Annotated in this window: 23 protein-coding genes; 13 read left to right on the top strand and 10 right to left on the bottom strand. The window is 64.1% G+C overall.

The window, feature by feature from the left end:
- Positions 1 to 8 precede the first annotated feature (8 nt).
- The gene (locus tag AC0L30_RS24775) at positions 9 to 6,296 is read right to left on the bottom strand and encodes a HAMP domain-containing protein (protein ID WP_007594784.1); all 6,288 of its coding nucleotides are present in this window, start codon (positions 6,294 to 6,296) and stop codon (positions 9 to 11) included.
- Positions 6,297 to 6,571: 275 nt separating this feature from the next.
- Here AC0L30_RS24775 and AC0L30_RS24770 point away from each other — a divergent pair, with 275 nt between their 5' ends.
- Positions 6,572 to 6,868 carry a hypothetical protein gene (locus AC0L30_RS24770; RefSeq protein ID WP_007594783.1) on the top strand — a complete coding sequence of 99 codons (297 nt, stop codon included), beginning with the start codon at positions 6,572 to 6,574 and terminating at the stop codon, positions 6,866 to 6,868.
- Between the two features lie 5 nt (positions 6,869 to 6,873).
- On the opposite strand, the gene AC0L30_RS24765 is transcribed toward AC0L30_RS24770, so the two are convergent.
- The gene (locus AC0L30_RS24765; protein WP_007594781.1) at positions 6,874 to 7,386 is read right to left on the bottom strand and encodes a DUF4142 domain-containing protein; all 513 of its coding nucleotides are present in this window, start codon (positions 7,384 to 7,386) and stop codon (positions 6,874 to 6,876) included.
- A 96-nt stretch (positions 7,387 to 7,482) separates the two neighbouring features.
- On the opposite strand from AC0L30_RS24765, the gene AC0L30_RS24760 reads away from it, so the two are divergent.
- From AC0L30_RS24760 to AC0L30_RS24750, 3 genes are all read left to right on the top strand, one after another.
- Positions 7,483 to 7,677, top strand: a complete 195-nt coding sequence (locus tag AC0L30_RS24760; RefSeq protein WP_007594779.1) for a hypothetical protein — start codon at positions 7,483 to 7,485, stop codon at positions 7,675 to 7,677.
- A 105-nt stretch (positions 7,678 to 7,782) separates the two neighbouring features.
- Entirely contained in the window at positions 7,783 to 7,914 is a 132-nt protein-coding gene (locus AC0L30_RS24755; RefSeq protein ID WP_007594777.1) for a hypothetical protein, read from the top strand.
- 78 nt (positions 7,915 to 7,992) lie between these two features.
- A complete protein-coding gene (locus AC0L30_RS24750; protein ID WP_007594775.1) occupies positions 7,993 to 8,199 on the top strand; it encodes a hypothetical protein in 207 nt (68 codons plus the stop codon).
- A gap of 137 nt (positions 8,200 to 8,336) precedes the next feature.
- Here AC0L30_RS24750 and AC0L30_RS24745 read toward each other — a convergent pair whose 3' ends face one another.
- On the bottom strand, positions 8,337 to 8,585 hold the full coding sequence (locus AC0L30_RS24745) for a hypothetical protein (protein WP_007594773.1): 249 nt from the start codon (positions 8,583 to 8,585) through the stop codon (positions 8,337 to 8,339).
- 176 nt (positions 8,586 to 8,761) lie between these two features.
- Between AC0L30_RS24745 and AC0L30_RS24740 the strand changes: the two genes are divergently transcribed.
- Positions 8,762 to 8,929, top strand: a complete 168-nt coding sequence (locus tag AC0L30_RS24740; RefSeq protein ID WP_007594771.1) for a hypothetical protein — start codon at positions 8,762 to 8,764, stop codon at positions 8,927 to 8,929.
- Here the strand turns inward: AC0L30_RS24740 and AC0L30_RS24735 are convergent.
- From AC0L30_RS24735 to AC0L30_RS24705, 7 genes are all read right to left on the bottom strand, one after another.
- Entirely contained in the window at positions 8,926 to 9,414 is a 489-nt protein-coding gene (locus AC0L30_RS24735) for a DUF3147 family protein (RefSeq protein WP_219678618.1), read from the bottom strand. The genes AC0L30_RS24740 and AC0L30_RS24735 overlap by 4 nt on opposite strands.
- A complete protein-coding gene (locus tag AC0L30_RS24730; protein ID WP_007594767.1) occupies positions 9,414 to 9,761 on the bottom strand; it encodes a DUF3147 family protein in 348 nt (115 codons plus the stop codon). Before AC0L30_RS24730 ends, AC0L30_RS24735 begins: the two co-directional genes overlap by 1 nt.
- Positions 9,758 to 10,342, bottom strand: coding sequence for a phosphatase PAP2 family protein (locus AC0L30_RS24725; RefSeq protein ID WP_007594765.1), 585 nt, complete (start codon positions 10,340 to 10,342; stop codon positions 9,758 to 9,760). The genes AC0L30_RS24730 and AC0L30_RS24725 overlap by 4 nt, the downstream gene beginning before the upstream one ends.
- A gap of 109 nt (positions 10,343 to 10,451) precedes the next feature.
- A complete protein-coding gene (locus tag AC0L30_RS24720) occupies positions 10,452 to 11,342 on the bottom strand; it encodes an SDR family oxidoreductase (protein WP_198288303.1) in 891 nt (296 codons plus the stop codon).
- A gap of 223 nt (positions 11,343 to 11,565) precedes the next feature.
- On the bottom strand, positions 11,566 to 12,117 hold the full coding sequence (locus AC0L30_RS24715) for a DUF4142 domain-containing protein (RefSeq protein WP_007594761.1): 552 nt from the start codon (positions 12,115 to 12,117) through the stop codon (positions 11,566 to 11,568).
- An 87-nt stretch (positions 12,118 to 12,204) separates the two neighbouring features.
- Positions 12,205 to 12,432, bottom strand: a complete 228-nt coding sequence (locus AC0L30_RS24710) for a hypothetical protein (protein WP_007594757.1) — start codon at positions 12,430 to 12,432, stop codon at positions 12,205 to 12,207.
- A gap of 8 nt (positions 12,433 to 12,440) precedes the next feature.
- On the bottom strand, positions 12,441 to 14,228 hold the full coding sequence (locus AC0L30_RS24705; protein WP_473405398.1) for a thiamine pyrophosphate-requiring protein: 1,788 nt from the start codon (positions 14,226 to 14,228) through the stop codon (positions 12,441 to 12,443).
- Positions 14,229 to 14,383: 155 nt separating this feature from the next.
- Between AC0L30_RS24705 and AC0L30_RS24700 the strand changes: the two genes are divergently transcribed.
- The 8 genes from AC0L30_RS24700 to AC0L30_RS24665 all read left to right on the top strand — a co-directional run bounded on the left by AC0L30_RS24700 (position 14,384) and on the right by AC0L30_RS24665 (position 22,192).
- A complete protein-coding gene (locus AC0L30_RS24700; RefSeq protein ID WP_007594753.1) occupies positions 14,384 to 14,758 on the top strand; it encodes a PRC-barrel domain-containing protein in 375 nt (124 codons plus the stop codon).
- Positions 14,759 to 14,782: 24 nt separating this feature from the next.
- Entirely contained in the window at positions 14,783 to 14,941 is a 159-nt protein-coding gene (locus tag AC0L30_RS24695; RefSeq protein WP_007594751.1) for a hypothetical protein, read from the top strand.
- Between the two features lie 198 nt (positions 14,942 to 15,139).
- Positions 15,140 to 16,294: an HlyD family secretion protein gene (locus AC0L30_RS24690; RefSeq protein ID WP_473405397.1), complete on the top strand. Its 1,155-nt coding sequence runs from the start codon at positions 15,140 to 15,142 to the stop codon at positions 16,292 to 16,294.
- On the top strand, positions 16,291 to 17,910 hold the full coding sequence (locus tag AC0L30_RS24685) for a DHA2 family efflux MFS transporter permease subunit (RefSeq protein WP_007594747.1): 1,620 nt from the start codon (positions 16,291 to 16,293) through the stop codon (positions 17,908 to 17,910). Before AC0L30_RS24690 ends, AC0L30_RS24685 begins: the two co-directional genes overlap by 4 nt.
- 105 nt (positions 17,911 to 18,015) lie before the next feature.
- Complete coding sequence (locus AC0L30_RS24680) at positions 18,016 to 19,017, top strand: NAD(P)H-dependent flavin oxidoreductase (protein ID WP_007594746.1); 1,002 nt, start codon at positions 18,016 to 18,018, stop codon at positions 19,015 to 19,017.
- A gap of 113 nt (positions 19,018 to 19,130) precedes the next feature.
- A complete protein-coding gene (locus AC0L30_RS24675; protein WP_007594744.1) occupies positions 19,131 to 19,544 on the top strand; it encodes a hypothetical protein in 414 nt (137 codons plus the stop codon).
- A gap of 117 nt (positions 19,545 to 19,661) precedes the next feature.
- Positions 19,662 to 21,227, top strand: coding sequence for an alkaline phosphatase D family protein (locus AC0L30_RS24670; protein WP_473405396.1), 1,566 nt, complete (start codon positions 19,662 to 19,664; stop codon positions 21,225 to 21,227).
- A gap of 146 nt (positions 21,228 to 21,373) precedes the next feature.
- Positions 21,374 to 22,192 (top strand): aldo/keto reductase, encoded by an 819-nt coding sequence (locus tag AC0L30_RS24665; protein ID WP_007594740.1) that lies wholly within the window; start codon positions 21,374 to 21,376, stop codon positions 22,190 to 22,192.
- Positions 22,193 to 22,379 lie beyond the last annotated feature (187 nt).

Here is a 22,379-nt window from a genome sequence, read left to right as displayed (position 1 = left end):
CATCCAACTCAGCGGTGCAGCCACATGCGGATTGCAAGCAGCAATTGATCGGTGTTGACGGGTTTGGCGAGGTAGTCGGACGCGCCGGCCTCGAGGCATTTCTCGCGGTCGCCCTTCATGGCCTTGGCCGTCAACGCGATGATCGGAAGACGGGCGAAGGTCGGATTTTCACGAATGACGCCGATGGTCTGATAGCCATCCATCTGCGGCATCATGATGTCCATCAGCACGATGGCGATCTCCGGGTTGGATTCGACCAAGGTCACCGCCTCGTTGCCGGTCGTGGCCGTCAGCACCTTCATGCCGCGCCGCTCCAGCACGCTCGACAGCGCGAAGATGTTGCGGGCGTCGTCGTCGACGAGCAGGGCTGTCTTGCCGATCAGGTCTTCGTCGGAACTGTTCAGCTTCTCGAGCATGCGCTGCTTCTCGACCGGCAACTCCGTGATCACGCGATGCAGGAACAGCGCGGTCTCGTCAAGCAGGCGCTCCGGCGATTCCACGCCCTTGACCACGATGCTTCGCGCCATGGTGTGGAGCTCCGCATCTTCCTCGGCCGACAGCTCGCGGCCGGTGAAGACGACGACCGGAACGTTCGAGAGCGCCTCGTCGTTGCGGATCTGGTCCAGCACCTCGAAGCCGGTCATGTCGGGCAGGCGCAGGTCGAGCACGACGCAATCACAGGGGGTCTCACGCAGCATCGAGAGCGCGTCGGCACCGGTGCCGGTCGTCACGATCTCGATGTCGTCGTGATGCAGGAGTTCGCGGATCGAGAGCTGCTCGGCCTCGTTGTCTTCGACGATCAGCAGCCGCTTGCGCCGCGGTCGCGCATATTCCTTGATCTGCGTCAGCGCGGCCGAAACGCCCTCGGTCGTCGTCGGTTTGTTGACGAAGGAGAAGGCGCCGCGCGCCAGCGCATGCTGGCGGTCCTCGTCGAGCGTGATGATCTGCACGGGGATGTGGCGGGTCAGCGGATTGTGCTTGAGCTGGCTCAACACGGTCCAGCCGAGCATATCCGGCAGGAATACGTCGAGCGACACGGCCCTCGGCTGGTACTGCTTTGCTAGCTCCAGCGCCTCCGCGCCGCGTGCGGCGACCAGCACCTTGAATCCCTTGTCGCGCGCGAGGTCGACCAGCACGCGTGCGTAGTGCGGGTCGTCCTCGACGATCAGGAGGATACTGTCGCCGGGTTCGAGGTTGAGCCGGTCGTCGGGAAGCTGCTCGATGACGCGCTGCGGTTCGGCTGTAGCGGGCTGCAGCGCCGGCGGCTGGCTTTGTTGGGGCGTCGCGCGGGGCGCGAGCGTCGGGCCGGAATATTTCAGCGGCAGGTAAAGCGTGAAGCACGAGCCCTTGCCCGGCAAGCTGCGCAGGTGGATCTCGCCGCCGAGCAGGCTTGCGAGCTCGCGGCTGATCGCAAGGCCGAGGCCGGTGCCGCCATATTTGCGGCTGGTGCCGGCATCCGCTTGCTGGAACGCCTCGAAGATCAGCTTCTGCTTCTCCAGGGGGATGCCGATGCCGGTGTCGGACACTTCGAATGCGATCACGGCCGGCGCCGAATTCAGCACCGGATGATCCGTGCCCCAGCCGCCGACCGCTGCGGCGACCTTCAGGCGCACCTCGCCTTCGGCGGTGAACTTGAAGGCGTTGGAGAGCAGGTTCTTCAAAACCTGCTGCAGGCGCTTGGAATCGGTGACGAGGCTGCGCGCGAGATTCGGATCGACGTCGATCTTGAACGACAAATTGCGGTTCTCCGCCTCGTGACGGAACGGCCGCCCGACCGTCTCGAGCAGGTTCGCGGTCAGGATTTCCTCGGCGTCGACCGTCACCGTACCGGACTCGATCTTGGAGAGATCGAGAATGTCGCTGATGAGATTGAGTAGGTCGGTGCCGGCGCCGTGGATGGTGCGGGCGAATTCGACCTGCTTGCCGGTGAGATTGCCGTCCGGATTGTCGGTGAGCTGCTGGCCGAGGATCAGGATCGAGTTCAGCGGCGTGCGCAGCTCGTGGCTCATATTGGCCAGGAATTCGGACTTGTACTTCGAGGTCAGCGCGAGTTCGGTCGCCTTTTCCTCCAGGGCGCGGCGGGCCTGCTCGATCTCCTGGTTCTTGCGCTCCACTTCGACGTTGCGCTCGGCGAGTTGCTGCGCCTTCTGTTCGAGCTGGTCGTTGGTCTGCTGCAATTCGCGCTGCTGGGTCTGGAGCTCGCCGGCGAGCTGCTGCGACTGCTTGAGCAGGCCTTCGGTCTGCATCGTCGCCTCGATCGAGTTGAGCACGATGCCGATCGAGTCCGTGAGCTGCTCCAGGAAGGTCATCTGCGAGGTCGTGAAGGAGGTGAGCGAGGCGAGCTCGATGACCGCCTTGACCTGGCCTTCGAACAGCACCGGCAGCACCACGAGGTTCTTCGGCGCGACGCGAAGCAGCGCCGAATTGATCGGCACCACGTCGGGCGGAATGTCCGCAATTACGCGCGGGCGCCGGTCGAGCGCGCATTGGCCGATCAGGCCGTCGCCGAATGGCAGCACGCGCGGATACGGATAGACGCCGTCGCCGGCATAGGAGGCAAGCAGCAGGAGCCGCGGATTGTCTTCGTTCTCGACCTGATAGATCACGCCGGTATGCGCGTTCACCAGCGGCGACAATTCGGTCAACAGCAGGCGACCGACGGTGGTGAGGTCGCGCTGGCCCTGAAGCATGTTGGTGAATTTCGCCAGATTGGTCTTCAGCCAGTCCTGCTCGGTGTTCACGTCCGTCGTGAGACGGAGGTTGGTGATCATCGTGTTGATGTTGTCTTTCAGCTCCGCGACCTCGCCGCGGGCGTCGACCTGGATCGACCGCGTCAGGTCGCCCTTGGTCACGGCGGTCGCCACTTCCGCGATCGCGCGCACCTGCGAGGTGAGGTTGGCCGCCAGCAAATTGACGTTGCCGGTGAGATCCTTCCAGGTGCCGGCGGCGCCGGGCACGTCGGCCTGACCGCCCAGCCGGCCCTCGACACCGACCTCGCGCGCCACCGACGTCACCTGGTCGGCGAAGGTCGCGAGCGTCTCGGTCATGTTGTTGATGGTGTCGGCGAGTGCGGCGACCTCGCCTTTCGATTTCACGGTGAGGTTCTGCTTGAGGTCGCCGTTGGCGACCGCGGTCACCACCTTGACGATACCGCGGACCTGCTCGGTCAGGTTCGCCGCCATGAAGTTGACGGTGTCGGTGAGATCCTTCCAGGTGCCGGCGACGCCGGGCACCTGGGCCTGGCCGCCGAGTTCGCCTTCGGTGCCGACCTCGCGCGCAACGCGCGTGACTTCGCCGGCGAACGCATTCAGCTGGTCCACCATGGTGTTGATGGTGTTTTTGAGCTCGAGGATTTCGCCCTTCACGTCGACGGTGATCTTGCGCGACAGGTCGCCGCGCGCCACCGCGGTGGTGACTTCGGCGATGTTGCGGACCTGGGTGGTGAGGTTCGCGGCCAGCAGGTTGACGTTGTCGGTGAGGTCCTTCCAGGTGCCGCCGACGCCGGGCACGACGGCCTGGCCGCCGAGCCGCCCCTCGGTGCCGACCTCACGTGCGACGCGCGTCACTTCCGCGGCGAAGGAGCGAAGCTGCTCGACCATGGTGTTCAAGGTGTCCTTGAGCAGCAGAATTTCGCCGCGCACGTCCACCGTGATCTTCTTCGACAGGTCGCCGCCGGCGATCGCGGTCGCGACCTCGGCGATGTTGCGGACCTGCGCCGTCAGGTTCGAGGCCATGAAGTTGACGTTGTCGGTGAGATCCTTCCAGGTGCCGGCAACGCCGGGGACTTCGGCCTGGCCGCCGAGCTTGCCTTCGGTGCCGACCTCGCGCGCGACGCGCGTCACTTCACCGGCGAAGCCGTTGAGCTGGTCCACCATGGTGTTGATGGTGTTCTTCAGCTCCAAAATCTCACCACGGACGTCGACGGTGATCTTGCGCGAGAGGTCGCCGCGCGCCACGGCAGTGGTGACTTCGGCGATGTTGCGGACCTGGGCAGTGAGGTTGCCCGCCATCGAGTTGACGCTGTCGGTGAGGTCTTTCCAGGTGCCGGCGACGCCGGGCACGTTGGCCTGACCGCCGAGCCGGCCTTCGGTGCCGACCTCGCGCGCGACGCGCGTCACTTCACCGGCGAAGCGGTTGAGCTGGTCGACCATCGTGTTCAGCGTGTCCTTGAGCTGAAGGATCTCGCCGCGCACGTCCACGGTGATCTTGCGCGACAAGTCGCCGCCGGCGATCGCAGTCGCGACTTCGGCGATGTTGCGGACCTGGGCGGTGAGGTTGCCCGCCATCGAGTTGACGCTGTCGGTGAGGTCCTTCCAGGTGCCGGCGACGCCGGGCACTTCGGCCTGACCGCCGAGTTTGCCTTCGGTGCCAACTTCGCGCGCGACGCGCGTGACCTCGCCGGCGAAGGCGTTGAGCTGGTCCACCATGGTGTTGAGCGTTTCCTTCAGCTGAAGGATTTCGCCTGACACGTTGACGGTGATCTTCTTCGACAAATCGCCCTTGGCGACCGCGGTCGCGACTTCGGCGATGTTGCGGACCTGGCCGGTCAGGTTCGAGGCCATCGAGTTGACGCTGTCGGTGAGATCCTTCCAGGTACCGGCGACGCCGCGCACCTGGGCCTGGCCGCCGAGCTTGCCTTCGGTGCCGACCTCGCGGGCCACGCGCGTGACTTCACCGGCGAAGGCATTGAGCTGGTCCACCATGGTGTTGATGGTGTCTTTCAGCTCCAGGATTTCGCCGCGGACATCGACCGTGATCTTTTTCGACAGATCGCCGCCCGCGACCGCGGTCGTCACCTCGGCGATGTTACGGACCTGCGCGGTGAGGTTCGAGGCCATCGAGTTGACGCTCTCGGTCAAGTCCTTCCAGGTGCCGGCGACGCCGAGCACGTTGGCTTGGCCGCCGAGCCGGCCCTCGGTGCCGACCTCGCGCGCGACGCGCGTGACTTCGCCGGCGAAGGCGTTGAGCTGGTCGACCATGGTGTTGAGCGTTTCCTTCAATTGAAGGATTTCGCCCGAGACGTTCACCGTGATCTTCTTCGACAGGTCGCCGCTCGCAATGGCGGTGGCGACATCGGCGATGTTGCGGACCTGCGCGGTGAGGTTCGACGCCATGAAATTGACGTTGTCGGTGAGGTCCTTCCAGGTACCGGCGACGCCCGGCACCTGGGCCTGGCCGCCGAGCTTGCCTTCGGTGCCGACCTCGCGCGCCACGCGCGTCACTTCCGAGGCGAACGAGTTGAGCTGGTCCACCATGGTGTTGATGGTGTCCTTCAGCTCCAGGATCTCGCCGCGCACGTCGACCGTGATCTTGCGCGACAGGTCGCCGCGCGCCACGGCGGTGGTGACGTTGGCGATGTTGCGCACCTGTGCGGTGAGGTTGCCGCACATCGCATTGACGCTATCGGTGAGATCCTTCCAGGTGCCGGCGACGCCTGGCACGATGGCCTGGCCGCCAAGCTTGCCGTCGGTGCCGACCTCGCGCGCCACGCGCGTCACTTCCGAGGCAAAGGAACGGAGCTGGTCCACCATCGTGTTGATGGCTTCCTTGAGCTGAAGGATCTCGCCGCGGACGTCGACCGTGATCTTCTTCGAGAGGTCGCCGTTCGCAACTGCGATCGTCACCTCGGCGATGTTGCGAACCTGATTGGTCAGGTTGTTCGCCATCGAGTTGACGCTCTCGGTCAGATCCTTCCAGACGCCGGTCACCTCAGGCACCTGGGCCTGGCCGCCGAGCTTGCCTTCGGTGCCGACCTCGCGCGCCACGCGCGTCACCTCGGAGGTGAACACGCCGAGCTGCTTGATCATGGTGTTGACGATAGTCGCCGACTGCAGGAATTCGCCGCGCAGGGGACGCCCATCGACGTCGAGCTTGACGGTCTGGAGCAGGTCGCCCTGCGCCACGGCCGCGACCGCGCGCGTCACCTCGCGCGTCGGCCACAGCAAATCGTCGATCAGCGTGTTGACCGAGCCTTCCATGTCGGCCCAGGAGCCGGAGGCCAGCCCAAACTTCACGCGCTGTCGCGTCTTGCCCTCGCGGCCCACGACCTGGCCGACCAGCTCGAGCTGCTGCGCCATGCGCTGATTGGCGGCGATGATGTCATTGAAAGTGTCGGCGAGCTTGCCGTCGATGCCGAGATAGTCGCCGCTCATGCGCACGGAGAAATCGCCGTTGCGCATGGCCTGCAGGGCGAGCAGCAATTCTGCCCGGGAATCGGGCTCCGACATGCCGTTGGTTTTTGGCTTTGGAACGCGACGACCGGAACGTGATGCAGATCCGGGATCGAGGTCGCTCATACTGATTCCCCCGCAGGCGTCAGCCGATTCCCAGGCAAGACGCGGATTATCAAAATAGAGCGTCAGCCAAATTCGAAATCAAGCGCCAACGTCACGGCGCCAGGAAGTGGAACCTGCTTTGCTCAGCCCGATTAACCTAAGTGCGATCCCTCGGAATGGTTCCATCCAGTTCCAGTATTTCCGGGCCGGCCGTTTGTTTTCAGCGACTTGGTTATCTGCCTTCCGGAACGGAGCGCCGGGCGTGCCGTTAGCCCGCAGATGGAGGGAGAGCGCACATGAAAGCAGGATTTGCCGTCATCGGGACCGTGATGTTGTTGGCCGGATCGGCGTTCGCGCAGGGCGGGGCCCCCAGCGGCCGTGGGGCCGTCACCGGCGATCCCGCCGCAAGCTCCGCCACCCCACGTGCGGACACACCAACCACGGGTACGTCAACCCGGTCTAATCCCAGCGGTAGCGGCACGTCGAGTTCGGGCGGCAAGGATGACAATGGGGATGCCGGCCGCGACAGGATGCCGGAGAGCAACCGCACCGTGCGGCCGGAGAGCCAGCAAAGTCATCCCAGCGACAAGTGAACGGTCTACTTGTCTGCCATGGTGCGCTCGGCGTCCTTGACCTGCGAGCGCAACATCGGGAGTTGCTCGCGCGCGAACGCTGCAAGCGCGGCATTGTCGGGCGCCTTGAGATAGCGTTCGAGCAGGTCGATTACCGACTCATACTCGGGAATCTGTGCTGCATAGAAGCTTCTGACAAAACTCGGTCCGTCCGAAGTTTCGGGCTCGACCAGGCTCGCGCTCGCCGGCGTCGTCTTGGTGACGCGCGGTTCGGTGCCGATCGCTTCCTGAATTGGCTTCAGGGCCTTGTCGCGCCTGGCCGCTTCTTCGGCACGCAGGGCGGCGAGGTTCTTGACCTCGGCATTGCCCTTGAGGTCGGTGCTCTCCAGCAGACCCTGCTGGAAGCGGCTGAAAGTGTAGAGATCACTGATGGTCTCGGTTGCGGTCGGCGTGCGGCCGCCCGGCCTTCGCTCCCCGGTGCTGTCGGCAAGCGCTGCCGTGCTGACGAATGCCAAAACGATCGCGAGAAGAATCCGCATGGGATATCCAAGGCGGACGGCGGTCGAAAGTTCCGCAGATGTTACGATCCGGTAAGGGCGGTTGCGACGCGACGGTTCCGTCCCCAATTCATACTGATGAAACAGTCCGAGATCTTCAGGAATAACGCCGACAACTGCCTCCAGCTCGCCGAGAGGGCCGAAGGGCAGCCGGCACACAATCGTTTTCTGCGCATGGCGAATGCGTGGACGGCACTTGCCGACGAGCAGGATTGGCTCGACGGCGAGGTGCCGCCCGTTCCGGCCCGCAGGCTTCAAAAGCAGGACGCGTAGCGCTGTCGTTTTCGTGGATCTGCGTGTGAGACTGCTCACGGACAGCAAGCAGGGTCATTCGTAACAGTCGATCGCGTTGATTTCCTATTCCAGGAGGTTTTTGCAATGGCTCCACGTCTGGCTCTTCTTTCGCTCATCCTCGCCTTTGGCGTGTCGGTCGCGTTCGCCACCGTGACGACGGTGCGGCAGGTGCATCACGAAAATGCATCGGCCCCGGTGCACTCGACGCATAGTTAGCAGTCTGATCTCGCGGGTCGGAACCTTCGACGCTCCGGCGCGTAAGCGCTTCGAGACAGCAAAGAGGCGAGAGCTATCATGGCCCATTCCGACCAAGGCATCATCAGAGATCAACGCGGTGAACAGCAGCCGCGGGACAAGCAGCGTGCGCAGACCGTGCACAAGTCGGAGCCAAAGGGCTCGCCCTCTCGTGAGGCCACGCGCGATCCCAAACTGAACGACAACAGCAAGACGCCCGGCTCCGGCATGGCGCCGGATGATTCCGGCGACGCCCCGAGCGGCTAATTCCATCAGGAACGAATTCGCACGCAAAGAGTCGAGGGATTGCTTCCGGCTGTCATGCCCCCGGTGATCCGGAAGCAATCTCCAAGGACGGCCCTGGCACCCCGTGCCGGGGCCGTTTGCTTGAGCATCAGGCTGGACTAATCCTCGGCGTCGCGCTGCGGATGCGGTTGCGTATGGCCGTCCGGGCCGCGCCCGAAAACCCCGAACCTGCTCGATTTGACATTAGGCCCTGCATCGACAGCGGCGGTGGCCAGGCCGAGCTTGAGGAGCTCGCGCACAGCCGCGGCTCGCGTCGGCATGCGATGTTTGAACCGGAAGTCGTCGACCGCGGCCAGTTCTTCCGGTGACAGCATGACCTGGAGCCGCTCGGCGCGAAGGTCGTTCATGATCAATCACCCAAAATGAGCAAGTTGAGCAGTTTACTCAACGAACTCATTCCACCGCGGTTCCACAAGATGCGGCTATGGCGCCAAGTTAGCCAAAAAATACAACAAAATCAATATGTTATATGATGCAAGGGCCCTTTGGCAGGTGTATGCTCCCGGCAAATGGGAGAGACCTCATGACGAGCGAAGTCACATTGCCCCGCAAACATGTCGACGAGAGCGCGGCACCCAAGCCGGTGCGCCCCAGCCACCAGAAGGTCATCGAGCAGGTCGAGCGCTGGGCCAACAGTCCGGGCCTTCAACCGCCGAGATTGCAGCCGTCAACGCATGCCAAAGCGGGCTAGCGCTTCGCAAGGGGAGAGCCCTTTGACGATGGCGAATGGGCTGATCGGTGCGATTTGCGGGAGACGATGCGAAGCTTGCGCCTGAGCCACCAGGCCAAGACCGAAACGATGGTCCAGACTATCAACGCGGCAGCGAAAGCGCCCGGAGCGCTCGCGGCCACGGTGAAATGAAAGACGGCGGCGAATGCCAGGAGACCGATGCTTCCCCAGGCGGCGCCAGCCGCGTCGAGCGCGGCGGCCTCTTGCCCGCGGCGCGTGCCGCTGAGGCCGGCCTTCTCCTTGGTGCGGCGTTCATGGCTTTCGACCAGCGTGGCGCTCGCGCAGAAGATGGCGGGAAGCGCAAGGAAAAGTCCGCCGACGGACACACCGAAGCGCGCTCCCAGAACCCCCGTGAGCACGGTCGCCAGGCCACCGAGCAGGAAACGAATGCCGTATTCGTACCAGCGTGTCTGCTTGAGCGCGGAGAGCGACAGCTTGACCGGCATCAGGCCGTACCTCCGAAGCCGGCGAGCAGGCCGAAGGCGACCGCAAGCCACACGATAACAGCGAGGACGGTCGCGGGCAGCGCGGACACACGGTATCTGATCAGCAGATGGCAGACGACGACGCTGTAGCAGCCGAGCGCGACCGCGCCATAGATCATCGTCCAGCTTTCGGCCGCAGCATATTGCGGGCCGTGCTGGACGACGGCGATGCCGAGCGTCGCCAGTGCGACCGACGGTGCCGCGCCGAGTAACCCCGCAAAGCTTTTGGGTTTGAGCATATCGCCCAAGATCGCAAAGGCGGAGACGATGATGCCACCGGCGATGAAGCGCACGAGATATTCGGTCACGGCTTTTCCCGCCGATTGACTTGCTTGCGGAACGATTGCGTCAGTGTCCATGGCCGCAAGAGTCTCTCTACGGCCGCGCCAAGCGCAAAGCCTGCGACCACGTCGCTTGCCCAGTGCGCGAGCACTGCGATCCGTGTCAGTGACAGCGCGATCGCAACCGTGCGCAGCAATCGGCGCGGCGTCTTCGGCAGCAAGCCCGCCGCCGAGGCAAGAGCGCCCATATGGACCGCGTGACCAGACGGGAACGCGTCGCGCGCTCGTCCTGAGACGGGTACTCCATGCCCGTGCCCGCGTATGGTCAGCCGGTCTGGCCTGGTCTGATCGAACACGGATTTCAGGATATGCGGCAGGGCGGCCGTCGCGAGCGACACGGCCAGGACGTGGTTTGCCACGGGCCGCTGTTGCGGCTGCCGAATATGAGTATAGAGCCACCCTATTGCGGCCAGTGCGAGCAGCACGTGCTCGTCAGCGGCCCAGGTCAATGTCTGCGCCGTGTGCTCGACGCCTGAATTGGTGTGATCAGCGATCGTATCCGCGATCGCGGTATCGATCCGGCTGGGTTTGACCTCTACCAATGCCATCGGTCTGCAAGCGTGATGTCCTTTGTGACAGTTTTGTAAAGCCCGAAGACAAAGAAGGTTCCTGGACCCTACCTTGCGGCATCAGCCTGGGGCCGGGCCAAAGCGCCGTTTACGGCTGTCCCGATCCACCAGCGGACCCATACACCTGGCCGGTCGCATAGCTCGCGTCGGCTGCGGCAAGCTGCACGTAAATGGAGGCCAGTTCGGCGGGCTGGCCGGGACGGCCGAGCGGCGTCATGCCGCCGAATTTTTCGAGCTTCTCCATCGTGGCGCCGCCGGAGACCTGCAGGGGGGTCCAGATCGGGCCCGGTGCGACGCCATTGACCCGGATGCCCTTCGAGGCGAGCTGCTTCGCCAGCGACTTCACGTAATTCATCGTCGCCGCCTTCGTTTGCGCGTAGTCATAGAGATCGGGCGAGGGATCGTAAGCCTGCTCCGATGTCGTGCCAATGATGCACGAGCCGGGCTTTAAATGCGGCAGCGCCGCCTTGATGATCCAGAACGGCGCGTAGATGTTGGTCTTCATGGTCGCGTCGAAGTCTTCCGAGGAGACGTCGAGAATGGACGCACGTGTCTGCTGCCGCGCCGCGTTGCAGACGACGATGTCGAGTCCGCCGAGATCTTGGACGGCCTGCTCGACCAGCTTCTTGCAGAAAGCCTCATCCTTAAGGTCGCCGGGAATCGCGAGACCGATACGCCCTTCCTTCTTGATCAGCGCGATGACGTCCTGCGCATCCGGTTCTTCCGCCGGTAGATAGTTGATGGCGACGTCGGCGCCTTCGCGTGCATAGGCTATCGCAGCGGCGCGGCCCATACCGGAATCGCCGCCGGTGATCAGCGCTTTGCGGCCGGCGAGCCGGCCGGAGCCCTTGTAGCTGGTCTCGCCGTGATCCGGGGGCGGCTCCATCTTGCCGGCGAGGCCAGGCCAGGGCTGCGATTGCTTCTTGAACGGCGGCTTTGGAAAGCGGGTGACGGGATCGACCAGGTTCTGCTCGGCCATTTTCTGCTCGGCCATGGACGTGTCTCCTTTCGCTGTCGAAGAGGCCAGCGAAGCAGCAGCGATGGTTGCGCTCGCCGCTTGGACGACGTGCCGGCGGGATACTGAAGCCTTGTCGTGATGTGTCATGACGATCTCCGCGATCTCGCGATCTCAATGCGCGGAGAGAGGCATCGTTGCAAAACGAGAGGACGCCGACCCGCAAGCCGGCGTCCTCGGAAGATGTTTACTTGGTCTGGCCGACGCTTGGCGCCTTGCCGAGCTCCTTGGCCATGTCGAGATGGTGCTTGAGCGCCGGCAGCGTCTTGCCGGCCCAATCCTTCAGGTCGGAATTGTCGCCGCCCTTGGCGTAACGCTCGAACAGCGAGACCGCGTCCTCGTGGGCGCTGACCTGGTACGAATTGTAATCCGAGCTGAAGTCCCTGCCATTCGCGCTCTTGAGCTTGTCGAGCTTGCTCTGATGCGAGCTGTCGAGCGCTGTCGGAAGGGTCGCCTGCACCTTGCCGCCGGTGACGAGGCCCTTCAGTTCGCTGCTGGTCTTGGTGTGGTCGGTCACCATCTGCTGCGCAAAGGTCTTCTCCTGTGCGTTGCCCTTCTGCTCGGCAAGTTTGCTCGATTCGATCTCGAACATGTCGCTGATGGCGACTTCCTTGACGAAGTCGGCGGTGGCAGGCGCGACGCCGAGCGCCGAGTTGACGCCGGTTTTCTCGCCCAGCGACTGGGCGAGCGCGGGGCCTGCGAGCAGCACGCAAGCAGCTGCGATAATCATTCGTTTCATGGTCCGATCCCTCCGAATGGGCGCGCAGCCTCTCGCCGCGCGGCATTGCGCCCACCAACACGCTGCAGCGGCCGGAGTTCCTAACGGCTAATCCGTCGGTCTCCGCCCGCTGCGTGGGTTGATGGGATCCGTCGGCTTGCGCCGAAGCCGTTCGGGCAGGAACGGCTCGGTCGGCGTGGCAGTGGCCTCGGCACGCACGTCTGCATGGCGTTGTGCCCGTTCATGCGGCGTCCGGTTGTCGTTGATCTGCCGCTTCACGTCGAGGCCATCCACGGGATCGTTGACGCCGTGCTGGATATCGCGGAAATCGCTCATGCTTCACCTCATTCACTTCCAGGCAGGATTTTTTCCAACACCTGCCGCGCCGCGCCCTTGATCACTCTGCTCTCGTTGGGATCGCCCTTCATCAGCGCAAGAGAGAAGTTCTTGGCCTGCTGCAAGGTGATGTGCGGCGGCAGCGGCGGCACTTCGGGGTCGGTCTTCACCTCCAGCACCACCGGCATCTGGCTCGCGAGCGCCTGGTCCCAAGCCGAGCCTAGTAGCTGCGGGCTGTCGACATAGATGCCGGAGAGGCCGATCAGCTCGGCAAAGCGCGAATAGGACACGTTCGGGATGCGCTGCGATGCCTCGAATTTCGGATCGCCGTTGATGACGCGCTGCTCCCAGGTCACCTGGTTGAGGTCTTCGTTGTTGAAGACGCAGACGATGAAGCGCGGATCCTTCCACTCGCGCCAATACTTCGCGGCGGTGATCAGTTCGGCCATGTTGTTCATTTGCATCGCGCCGTCGCCGACAAGGGCAATCACCGGGCGGTCGGAATGCGCGTATTTCGCGGCGAGCGCATAGGGCACCGAGGCACCCATCGAGGCGAGGCCGCCTGAGAGCGAGGCCGTCATGCCGCGGCGCATCTTCAGGTCGCGCGCGAACCAGTTGGCGCAGGAGCCGGAATCGCTGGTGACGATGGCGCGGTCGGGCAGGCGCGGAGACAGCTCCCAGGCGACGAGTTGCGGATTGACCGGTGCCGCGGGCTGATGGGCCCGATCATCCAGCGTCTTCCACCATTTCGCGACGTCGTCTTCGATGCCCTGGCGCCAGGCGCCATCGCTCTTGGGTTTCAGTCGCGGCAGCAGGGCGCGCAGCGTCTCGGCGGCGTCGCCGACCAGGCCGACCTCCATGGGAAAGCGGATCGACATCATGCTGGCGTCGATGTCGATCTGCACGCCGCACGCCGCGCCTTCCTTCGGCAGGAATTCGGCATAGGGGAACCCCGAGCCGACCATCAGCAGCGTGTCGCATTCCATCATCATGTTGTAGCTGGGTTCGGTGCCGAGCAGGCCGATCGAGCCGGTGACCCACGGCAGATCGTCGGGGAGCGCTGCCTTGCCGAGCAGCGCCTTGGCGCAGCCGGCGGACAAGCGGTCGGCGACCGCGATCACCTCTTCGGTGGCGTGGAGCGCGCCGGCGCCGATGAGCATCGCGACCTTCTTGCCGGCGTTGAGCACCTCGGCGGCACGGTCGAGGTCAGCGTCACGAGGCTTGATGCCTGGCGCGCTATAGCCGACGCCAGAGTGCAGGGTGCCGTGAGCGCGCGGCGGATCCTCGTAGGGCTCCTCCTGGATATCGTTGGGCAGGATGATCACCGTTGGCGTGCGCCGGGCCAACGCGATTCGGATCGACCGATCGATCAGATGCCGGATTTGCGCCGGCGAGGAGGCCTGCATGACGTAGGCGCCAGCCACATCCTTGAACATCGAGACGAGATCGAGTTCCTGCTGATAGTGTCCGCCCAGCGCATTGCGTGCCTGCTGACCGACGATCGCGAGCACGGGCTGGTGATCCAGCAGGGCATCGTAGAGCCCGGTGATCAGATGCGAGGCGCCGGGGCCCGAAGTGGCGATACACACCCCCAGTTGGCCAGAGAACTTCGCATAGGCGCTCGCCATGAAAGCGGCCATCTCCTCATGCCGCGCCTGGACAAAGCCGATCTTGCCCTCAGCACGCTGAAGCGCACCGAATACGCCGTTGATGCCATCGCCGGGATAGCCAAAGAGGTGGCGCACGCCCCATTGATGCAGACGTTGAACGATGAAGTCTGAGACGGTCTGGGACATCGAGGGCGCCCTTCGTTTTCCGGTATTTGGTTTCCGGGATTTGAAGCTGAGAGAACCGCCCGTTTCCGGCGATGTTCCTCAAGTCTGACGGAACATGCCGGAACGATCGCGCACCTCTTTGGGTTGTCTCCAGACTGGCTGAGTGGAGAATTGAGATGTTGAATCAGGGTGAACTGGACCAAAACGAGATGGGTCGGTTGATCGGCAGCGACAAGGTCGAGGGAACATCGGTCTACGGCGCCGATCGCAACAAAATCGGCTCGATCGAACGCGTGATGATCGACAAGATCAGCGGCAAGGTGTCCTACGCCGTGCTCGGCTTCGGCGGATTTCTGGGCCTCGGCAACGACCATTATCCGCTGCCCTGGCAGTCGCTGAAATACGACACGGAGCTCGGCGGTTACGTCACGGGCATCACCACCAAGGAACTGGAAGGCGCGCCGAAATATGGCGAGCGGAGTGATTGGAACTGGGGGGATGACGCCGCGGTTCGCGGCATCAACTCCTATTATGGCGTCCCCTTCGCGTAAGCGTTTCCACCGAAAGGAAGCTCGATGAGCAAGGAACGGCCTAACGACGATCCCCGGCAGCAGAGCGACTGGGGTTCGCACAAGCAGACGGACAAGCCCTGGAAAGGCACTCCGGAAAAAGAGCAGGGATCGGACGAGGTGAAGCCCGATCTCGAGAAATGGCACGCGACGAAGACACACTGAGACAAGGTGCCGTTCCCATGAGTCATCGAGGCGAGCGCGGCATCCAGTGTGCCGCGCTCGCTTTTGGGCAGGGCGTTCACGAACGCGATGGTGCTCGCAACAAGGGGAACCATGATCAGGAGTTGCGGTTGGGCTCGCGTCGCGTGAGCCGGCTTTGGCGGCTCTGCCGCCAGTTTAATCCCGAGAAAGGTGTTTACCGTGGATGCTCAGACACGGGAGCGTGGACCGTCCGCGGAGCAGCCGCAGAGGGCGAAGGAAGCTCCGAAGACATCTCCTGATCAGGCCCACGACGCCAAGGATTCGAAGCCGGCGAAGGCGCCGTCGCTGCAAGATCGGCTTCGCGAGCATTGGCTGGTGGCAAGCGTTGGCGCCATCGTCTTGCTCGCAGCTCTGATCGGCGGATTGCTCTATTGGCTCCAGATAAGCCACTATGAATCCACCGACGATGCCTTCGTCGCCGCGCGCAGCTTTTCCGTGGCCTCCAAGGTCGGCGGCTACGTGACCGACATCCCGGTGACGGACAACCAGCATGTCAACGCCGGGGACCTTCTCGCCAAGATCGACGAGCGCGACTATCGGATCGCCATCGATCAGGCCAATGCGCAAGTCGCGGTCGCCAAGGCGAACATCGCCAATGTCCAGGCGCAGATCGTTTCGCAGCAGGAGCAGATCAAGCAGGCGGAGGCGCAGCTCGAACAGGCCCAGGCCCAGCTTCAGTTCTCGCAGGAAGAATTCGCGCGCGCCCAGGATCTGGTCGAGAAGGGCGCCGGCACCGTGCAGCGCCAGCAGCAGACCCGCTCCGATCTTCAGGCGCAGCAGGCCAACACCGAGCGCGCGAAGACCGCGGTGACGGCCGCGCAAGTCGGCATCAAGACGCTGCAAGCGCAGCTTGAGGGCGCCCGGGCGCAGCTCGAGCAGCCGCAGGCGCAGGTCGATCAGGCCAAGCTGAACCTGCAATATACCAGCGTCGTTGCGGCGCAGTCCGGCCGCGTCGTCAAGCTCAGCGGCGCCAAGGGCACTTTCGTCACAGCGGGACAGAGCCTGATGATGTTCGTGCCTGACGAGGTCTGGATCGTCGCCAACTACAAGGAGACGCAGCTCAACGACATGCGGCCGGGCCAGCCGGTCGAGATCCGCATCGACGCCTATCCCGGGCGCAAGCTGACCGGCCATGTCGAGTCGGTGCAGCCGGGCTCCGGCACTGCGTTCAGCCTGTTGCCCGCGGAGAACGCCACCGGAAATTACGTCAAGGTGGTGCAGCGCGTGCCTGTGAAGATCGTGGTCGACAGCTGGCCGGCCGATTTGCCCGTCGGTCCCGGCATGTCGGTCGTGCCCTGGACCAGGGTGCGATGACCGACACGGCGCAAGGCGGCGCGTCCGCGGGCGGCTGGTCGCCGGAGCGCTCGGCGGCCGGCGGTCATAATCCTTATCTCATTGCGTTCGTCGTCTCGATCGCGACCTTCATGGAGGTGCTCGACACCACCATTGCCAATGTCGCCTTGCGCCACATCGCCGGTGGGCTTGCCGTCGGCATCGACGAGAGCACCTACGTCATCACCAGCTATCTCGTCGCCAACGCCATCGTGCTGTCGATCTCGGGCTGGCTGTCGACCGTGATCGGCCGCAAGCGCTTCTACATGATCTGCGTTGCGGTTTTCACAATCTCCTCGCTCTTGTGCGGCTTTGCCTGGAATTTGCAGGCGCTGGTGCTGTTTCGAATCCTTCAGGGCCTTGGCGGCGGCGGCATGGCGACCAGCGAGCAGGCGATCCTCGCCGACTCCTTCCCGCCGCACAAGCGCGGCCAGGCTTTCGCAATCTATGGCGTCGCCGTCGTGGTCGCGCCCGTGGTCGGTCCGACGCTCGGCGGCTGGATCACCGACACCTACACCTGGCACTGGGTGTTCCTGATCAACGTCCCCATGGGATTGCTGTCGCTGTTCCTGGTCGGCACGCTAGTCAAGGAGCCCTCGGGGGCGGAGGAGGAGAGGGAGAAGCTGCTGAGCAAGGGCCTGCGCGTCGACTATGTCGGCTTCCTGCTGGTCGCGATCGGGCTCGGCTCGCTCGAATACGTGCTCGACGAGGGTCAGCGCAACGACTGGTTCGGCTCGAACATGATCGTGTTCTTCGCGGTACTTTCGGCCATGTCACTGCTTGCGCTGATCCCCTGGGAGCTGACGCGCGAGGATCCCATCATCGATCTCCGCCTGCTCGGCCGCCGCCAGTTCGCCGCCTGCTTCCTGGTCATGCTTGCGACCGGCGCGGTGCTGATCTCGACGACGCAGCTTTTGCCGCAACTGCTCCAGAGCGATTTGAACTACACCGCCATGCTGGCAGGCCTTGCGTTATCACCGGGCGGAATCGCGACCCTGGTGCTGATGCCGGTGGTGGGCCGTCTCGTCAGCAGCGTGCAGCCGAAATACCTCATCATGCTCGGCGCCACCATCGTCGCGTTCTCGATGTGGCATCTCACGGGCCTCACCGGCGACATCACCTACGGCTACGCCGCGATGTCGCGCATCTTCCTGGCGCTCGGTCTGCCTTTCCTGTTCCTGCCGGTCACGACCGCGTCCTATGACGGCGTGCCGCCGGACAAGACCAACCAGGCCTCGGCGCTGATCAACGTCGCCCGCAATATCGGCGGCTCCATGGGCGTTGCGCTGGCGCAGACAATCCTGGCGCAGCGCCAGCAATTCCATCAGGGCCGTCTGATCGAGCACGCCGCGCCGTCGGACCTCGGCTACCAGCAAGCTATCGAGACGATGACCCGCTTCTTCCAGGCTCAGGGCTCGAATGCGAGCGATGCGGCTGCGCAGGCGGTCGCCTGGGTCGGCCGCACCTTGCAGCAGCAGGTCGATTTGCTCGCTTATATCGACGTGTTCTGGACGCTCGCGGTCATCGCGGTGCTGATGATCCCGACCGCCGCGGTGCTGCGCCCGATCAAGCTGGGCGCCCCCGCGCGGGGGCATTGAGGCAACAGCCGCTCGGCTCGAAATGGAGAGAGAAAGGGTGACCGCGGCGCAAATGTCCGGCTAGACTGGTCCGAACGTCAAGCAAATGCCCGGGAGGTAATTTAAGTGAAGACCGCGATCACCGAACTGTTCGGCATCGAGCACCCCATCATCCAGGGCGGCATGCATTTCGTCGGCTTTGCCGAGCTGGCGGCTGCCGTCTCCAATGCCGGCGGGCTCGGCATCATCACCGGTCTCACGCAGAAGACGCCGGAGCTGCTGGCAAAGGAGATCGCACGCTGCCGCGATATGACCGACAAGCCGTTCGGCGTGAACCTCACTTTCCTGCCGACCTTCGCCGCGCCGCCTTATCCGGAATACATCGCGGCCATCGTCGAAGGCGGCATCAAGTCCGTGGAGACCGCCGGCCGCAGCCCGGAAGCCTACATGCCCGCGCTGAAGGCCGCCGGGATCAAGGTCATCCACAAATGCACGTCGGTGCGCCACTCGCTGAAGGCCGAGCGCATCGGATGCGACGCCGTCAGCGTCGACGGCTTTGAGTGCGGCGGCCATCCCGGCGAGGACGACATTCCCAACATGATCCTGTTGCCGCGCGCGGCGGAGGAATTGAAGATTCCGTTCGTCGCGTCCGGCGGCATGGCCGACGGCCGCAGCCTCGTCGCGGCGCTGTCGCTGGGGGCGGCCGGCATGAACATGGGCACGCGCTTCATCGCCACCAAGGAAGCGCCGGTGCATCAGAACGTCAAGAACGCGCTGGTCGCCGCGACCGAACGCGACACCCGCCTGATCATGCGGAGCCTGCGCAACACCGAGCGCGTGCTGAAGAACGCCAATGTCGACCGCCTGCTCGAGATCGAACGCGAGAAGGGCGACAAGCTGAAGATCGACGACATCCACGACCAGGTCGCGGGCGTTTATCCCAGGATCATGCTGGACGGGCAGATGGACGCGGGCGCGTGGAGCTGCGGCATGGTCGCAGGCCTCATCCACGACATCCCCACTTGCAAGGAACTCGTCGACAGGATCATGGCTGAGGCGGAAACCATCATCCGTACCCGTCTAATGGGGTTTCTTGAAGAGACGGGTGCACCGCGAAAGGTCGCCTGACACCGCCAAACTTCTTAACTACGGCGGCAGTTGACCGCTGGAATTGCGCGCGACGCCTCCTAAATAGAGGTAAATTACCTCTTAACAATCGATTTCAGGAGGCGTCCGTGATTATGAAGAGCGCTCCTTTTGCAATGGCCGTTGTCCTCGTGCTCGCATGGGCCGGCGTCGCGCGCGCTGACGACTACAAGCCCGACGAATATCTCGGCCTCGATCTTTCGAAGGCGGTGTTGTCGCCGAAGCGGCTGGGGCCCGAAACCCAGTTCGCGCCGGTCGCGCTGGAGGCGCGCGGCGGCAACGAGGCGCAGGCGCGCGCCGAACCGGTCGACGTGCCGAAGAAGGTCGCCGCCGAACGCGTGCGCGTGTCGGAGCCGAAGGTTGCGCACGCCAAGCCCGCGCACCCGCGCGGCGCGGCGCGCACCAAGCTCGCGCATCGTCACGGCAATCCGCTCGACGCGCAGGCGATGGACACCCGCATCCAGACCTGGCCGTGCCGCAGCGGCGGCATCTGCAACTGGAAGCATTAGGTCAATTCCGAGCGTCATCCGCACGTCGTAAAACCGTAGGCCCGCGGTCAAGAAACCGTAAGCCGGGGGTCAAACGACGCAGGCACCTTCCGTCGCTAGTCGACGAAGGTTTCCTGAATGGTAGCGCTCCGCGCCTCGCGCGCCTGGACCCGGCGGCAATTCCTGGTCCGTTCCACCTCGAGCCTCACCGTTGCCGCGCTCGCAACGCCACATCTCAGCCGCGCCGCTGATCGTCCGCAGCTCGCAGGCGGCATCCAGTCCGGCGACGTCTCGGATGGCTCCGCGGTGATCTGGGCGCGCGCCGACCGGCCGGCGCGGATGCGGGTGGACTATTCGACCGTGGAGAGCTTCAAGACGATCATTGCGTCGGCTTCGCGCGATGCGTCGCCCGATGCCGACTTCACCTCGAAAGTGCTGCTGAACGATCTGCCGCCCGGGCAGGACATCTTCTATCGTGTACGCTTCGACGACATCGCGACCGGCATCGCCGGCGAAAGCCGCGTCGGCCACTTCCGCACTGCGCCGGCTGCCGACCGGTCGATCTCGTTCCTGTGGTCCGGCGACACCGCGGGGCAGGGCTGGGGCATCGACACATCGCGCGGCGGCTATCGCAGCTATCGCACCATGCTCGACAATCGCCCGGACTTCTTCATCCACTCCGGCGATCACATCTACGCCGACTGCACGATCCCCTCCGAGCAGAAGCTGCCGAACGGCGAGATATGGCGCAACGTCGTGACCGAGGAGAAATCCGAGGTCGCGCACACGCTGGCGCAGTTCCGCGGCAATTACAAATACAACCATCTCGACGAGCACTTCCGCGCCTTCCATGCCGAAGTGCCGATGTTTGCACAATGGGATGACCACGAGGTCACCAACGATTGGTCGCCGACCGGTAGCTATGACGCCGCCGGCCATGAGGATGACGGCACCCCGCGCCTGGTCGCGCGCGCCCGCCGCGCCTTCTTCGACTTCATGCCGATCCGCGACATCGGCGCGCGAAAGGGGCGGGTCTATCGCAAGATCGCCTATGGTCCGCTGCTCGACGTCTTCATGATCGACATGCGCAGCTATCGCGACGAGAGCTGGAACAAGGGCGACGATCACCGCGGCTGGATCCTGGGCGCCGAACAGCTTGCCTGGCTGAAGCGTGAGCTCGCGGCCTCGCGCGCGACCTGGAAGGTGATCGCGGCCGATCTGCCGATCGGCCTGGTCAGTCTCGATGCGGTTGCACTGGGGAATGGACCGCCCGACCGGCGTGAGCACGAGATCGCCGATCTTCTCGCGTCCATCAAGCGCGCCGGAATTCGCAACATCGTCTGGCTCACCGCCGACATGCATTACACCGCCGCGCATTACTACGATCCGAACAGGGCGCAATTCCAGGAGTTCGAACCGTTCTGGGAGTTCGTCTCGGGACCCTTGCATGCCGGCACCTGGAGCCCGGGCGAGCTCGACGATACCTTTGGTCCGGCCGCGATGTATCAGAACGGGTGCAGCGAGGCGCAGGGCGAAAACCTCGCGCCCTGTTTCGGACTGCAGTTCTTCGGCAAGGTCGACATCGATGGCCGGACCGGCGTCATGACCGTAACGCTGAAGGACGTCGACAACCGCGACCTCTGGTCGGTCGATATCGTGCCGCAGCCGCAGGCGCGTCCAGCCGTGGTGGCGCAGCATTCGTAAGTCGCTAACCCGATCTTGATTGGCCGCCGTGCGCCTGCGGCGCTATGCTGTCCATTCCCGCCACCTCTTTTCCATCCCCGAAGAGTCTGCTCACGCAGCATCGCTGCTGGCCTCCGGCGGGCTGAACGATGTCAGGAGCCTTTTTCATGGACAATCTCAAGACACAGGGCATCAGCATGCCCAAGCTCGGCCTCGGGACCTTCCGCATGCAGGGCGATGCCTGCCGCGCGGCGGTCGAGAGCGCGCTGTCGATCGGCTATCGCCATATCGATACCGCCGAAATGTACGGCAACGAAGAATCGATCGGCGCTGCGCTCGCCGCGGCCCGGCTGCCGCGGGGCGAGCTGCACGTCACGACAAAAGTCTGGCACGAGAACCTCAGCCCCGACGCCATCCGCCGCGCCTTCGACACCAGCCTGAACAAGCTGCGGCTGGACCATGTCGATCTCTATCTCGTGCACTGGCCGTCCAAGGCGGCGGACTGGGGAGCGGTGTTCGAGACCTTGATGACGCTGAAGCAGGAGGGGCGCACGCGGGCGATCGGCGTCGCCAATTTCACCACGGCGCTGCTCAAGATCGCGGTCGAGGACATCAAGGCGCCGATCGCGTGCAATCAGATCGAATACCACGCCATGCTCGATCAATCGAAGGTGCTGGCCTATCTCAACACCAAGTCGATCCCGCTGGTCGCCTATTGCCCGCTGGCGCAGGGACGCGTCGCGTCAGATGAGGTGCTGGCCGAGATCGGCGCCAGGCACAATGCCACCGCTGCGCAGGTCGCGCTGAAATGGCTGCTCGACCAGGACGGTATCGCCGCGATACCGAAGGCGTCGCGGCGAGAGAGCCAGCAGGCCAATCTGGACGCGCTGAAGATCACGCTCGACGATGCCGACCGCAACAAGATCGCCGCGCTGCCGAAGGACAGACGCTGCGTCAATCCCGGTTTCGCACCGGCGTGGGACTGAGAGTCGTCGCTGAGCGCACCGTCTCTCTCCGCATGCACATTTGTCAGTTTGAATTCGCCGAGGAATACCCCTCATCCGGCGCTTCGCGCCACCTTCTCCCACAAGGGGCTTGTTGCGCTATTGGCTTTTGAGGCTGAAGACGTCGAGAGAGAAGGTCTGGGTCGCGACAGGCTCCGGCCAAGACTGT

The sequence above is a fragment of the Bradyrhizobium sp. MI1.11 genome (assembly GCF_055811255.1).
This window is presented reverse-complemented; position numbering and strand designations above follow the sequence as displayed.

Excerpts from the sequence above, each read along its gene's own strand:
- AC0L30_RS24735 (WP_219678618.1), bottom strand. The coding sequence starts at position 9,414 with ATGCCGGTCAAGCTGTCGCTCTCCGCGCTCAAGCAGACACGCTGGTAC.
- AC0L30_RS24670 (WP_473405396.1), top strand. The coding sequence starts at position 19,662 with ATGGTAGCGCTCCGCGCCTCGCGCGCCTGGACCCGGCGGCAATTCCTG.
- AC0L30_RS24765 (WP_007594781.1), bottom strand. The coding sequence starts at position 7,386 with ATGCGGATTCTTCTCGCGATCGTTTTGGCATTCGTCAGCACGGCAGCG.
- AC0L30_RS24740 (WP_007594771.1), top strand. The coding sequence starts at position 8,762 with ATGACGAGCGAAGTCACATTGCCCCGCAAACATGTCGACGAGAGCGCG.
- AC0L30_RS24775 (WP_007594784.1), bottom strand. The coding sequence starts at position 6,296 with ATGAGCGACCTCGATCCCGGATCTGCATCACGTTCCGGTCGTCGCGTT.
- AC0L30_RS24755 (WP_007594777.1), top strand. The coding sequence starts at position 7,783 with ATGGCTCCACGTCTGGCTCTTCTTTCGCTCATCCTCGCCTTTGGCGTG.
- AC0L30_RS24725 (WP_007594765.1), bottom strand. The coding sequence starts at position 10,342 with ATGGCATTGGTAGAGGTCAAACCCAGCCGGATCGATACCGCGATCGCG.
- AC0L30_RS24665 (WP_007594740.1), top strand. The coding sequence starts at position 21,374 with ATGGACAATCTCAAGACACAGGGCATCAGCATGCCCAAGCTCGGCCTC.
- AC0L30_RS24750 (WP_007594775.1), top strand. The coding sequence starts at position 7,993 with ATGGCCCATTCCGACCAAGGCATCATCAGAGATCAACGCGGTGAACAG.
- AC0L30_RS24710 (WP_007594757.1), bottom strand. The coding sequence starts at position 12,432 with ATGAGCGATTTCCGCGATATCCAGCACGGCGTCAACGATCCCGTGGAT.
- AC0L30_RS24715 (WP_007594761.1), bottom strand. The coding sequence starts at position 12,117 with ATGAAACGAATGATTATCGCAGCTGCTTGCGTGCTGCTCGCAGGCCCC.
- AC0L30_RS24700 (WP_007594753.1), top strand. The coding sequence starts at position 14,384 with ATGTTGAATCAGGGTGAACTGGACCAAAACGAGATGGGTCGGTTGATC.
- AC0L30_RS24675 (WP_007594744.1), top strand. The coding sequence starts at position 19,131 with ATGAAGAGCGCTCCTTTTGCAATGGCCGTTGTCCTCGTGCTCGCATGG.
- AC0L30_RS24745 (WP_007594773.1), bottom strand. The coding sequence starts at position 8,585 with ATGAACGACCTTCGCGCCGAGCGGCTCCAGGTCATGCTGTCACCGGAA.
- AC0L30_RS24720 (WP_198288303.1), bottom strand. The coding sequence starts at position 11,342 with ATGGCCGAGCAGAACCTGGTCGATCCCGTCACCCGCTTTCCAAAGCCG.
- AC0L30_RS24770 (WP_007594783.1), top strand. The coding sequence starts at position 6,572 with ATGAAAGCAGGATTTGCCGTCATCGGGACCGTGATGTTGTTGGCCGGA.
- AC0L30_RS24695 (WP_007594751.1), top strand. The coding sequence starts at position 14,783 with ATGAGCAAGGAACGGCCTAACGACGATCCCCGGCAGCAGAGCGACTGG.
- AC0L30_RS24685 (WP_007594747.1), top strand. The coding sequence starts at position 16,291 with ATGACCGACACGGCGCAAGGCGGCGCGTCCGCGGGCGGCTGGTCGCCG.
- AC0L30_RS24760 (WP_007594779.1), top strand. The coding sequence starts at position 7,483 with ATGAAACAGTCCGAGATCTTCAGGAATAACGCCGACAACTGCCTCCAG.
- AC0L30_RS24705 (WP_473405398.1), bottom strand. The coding sequence starts at position 14,228 with ATGTCCCAGACCGTCTCAGACTTCATCGTTCAACGTCTGCATCAATGG.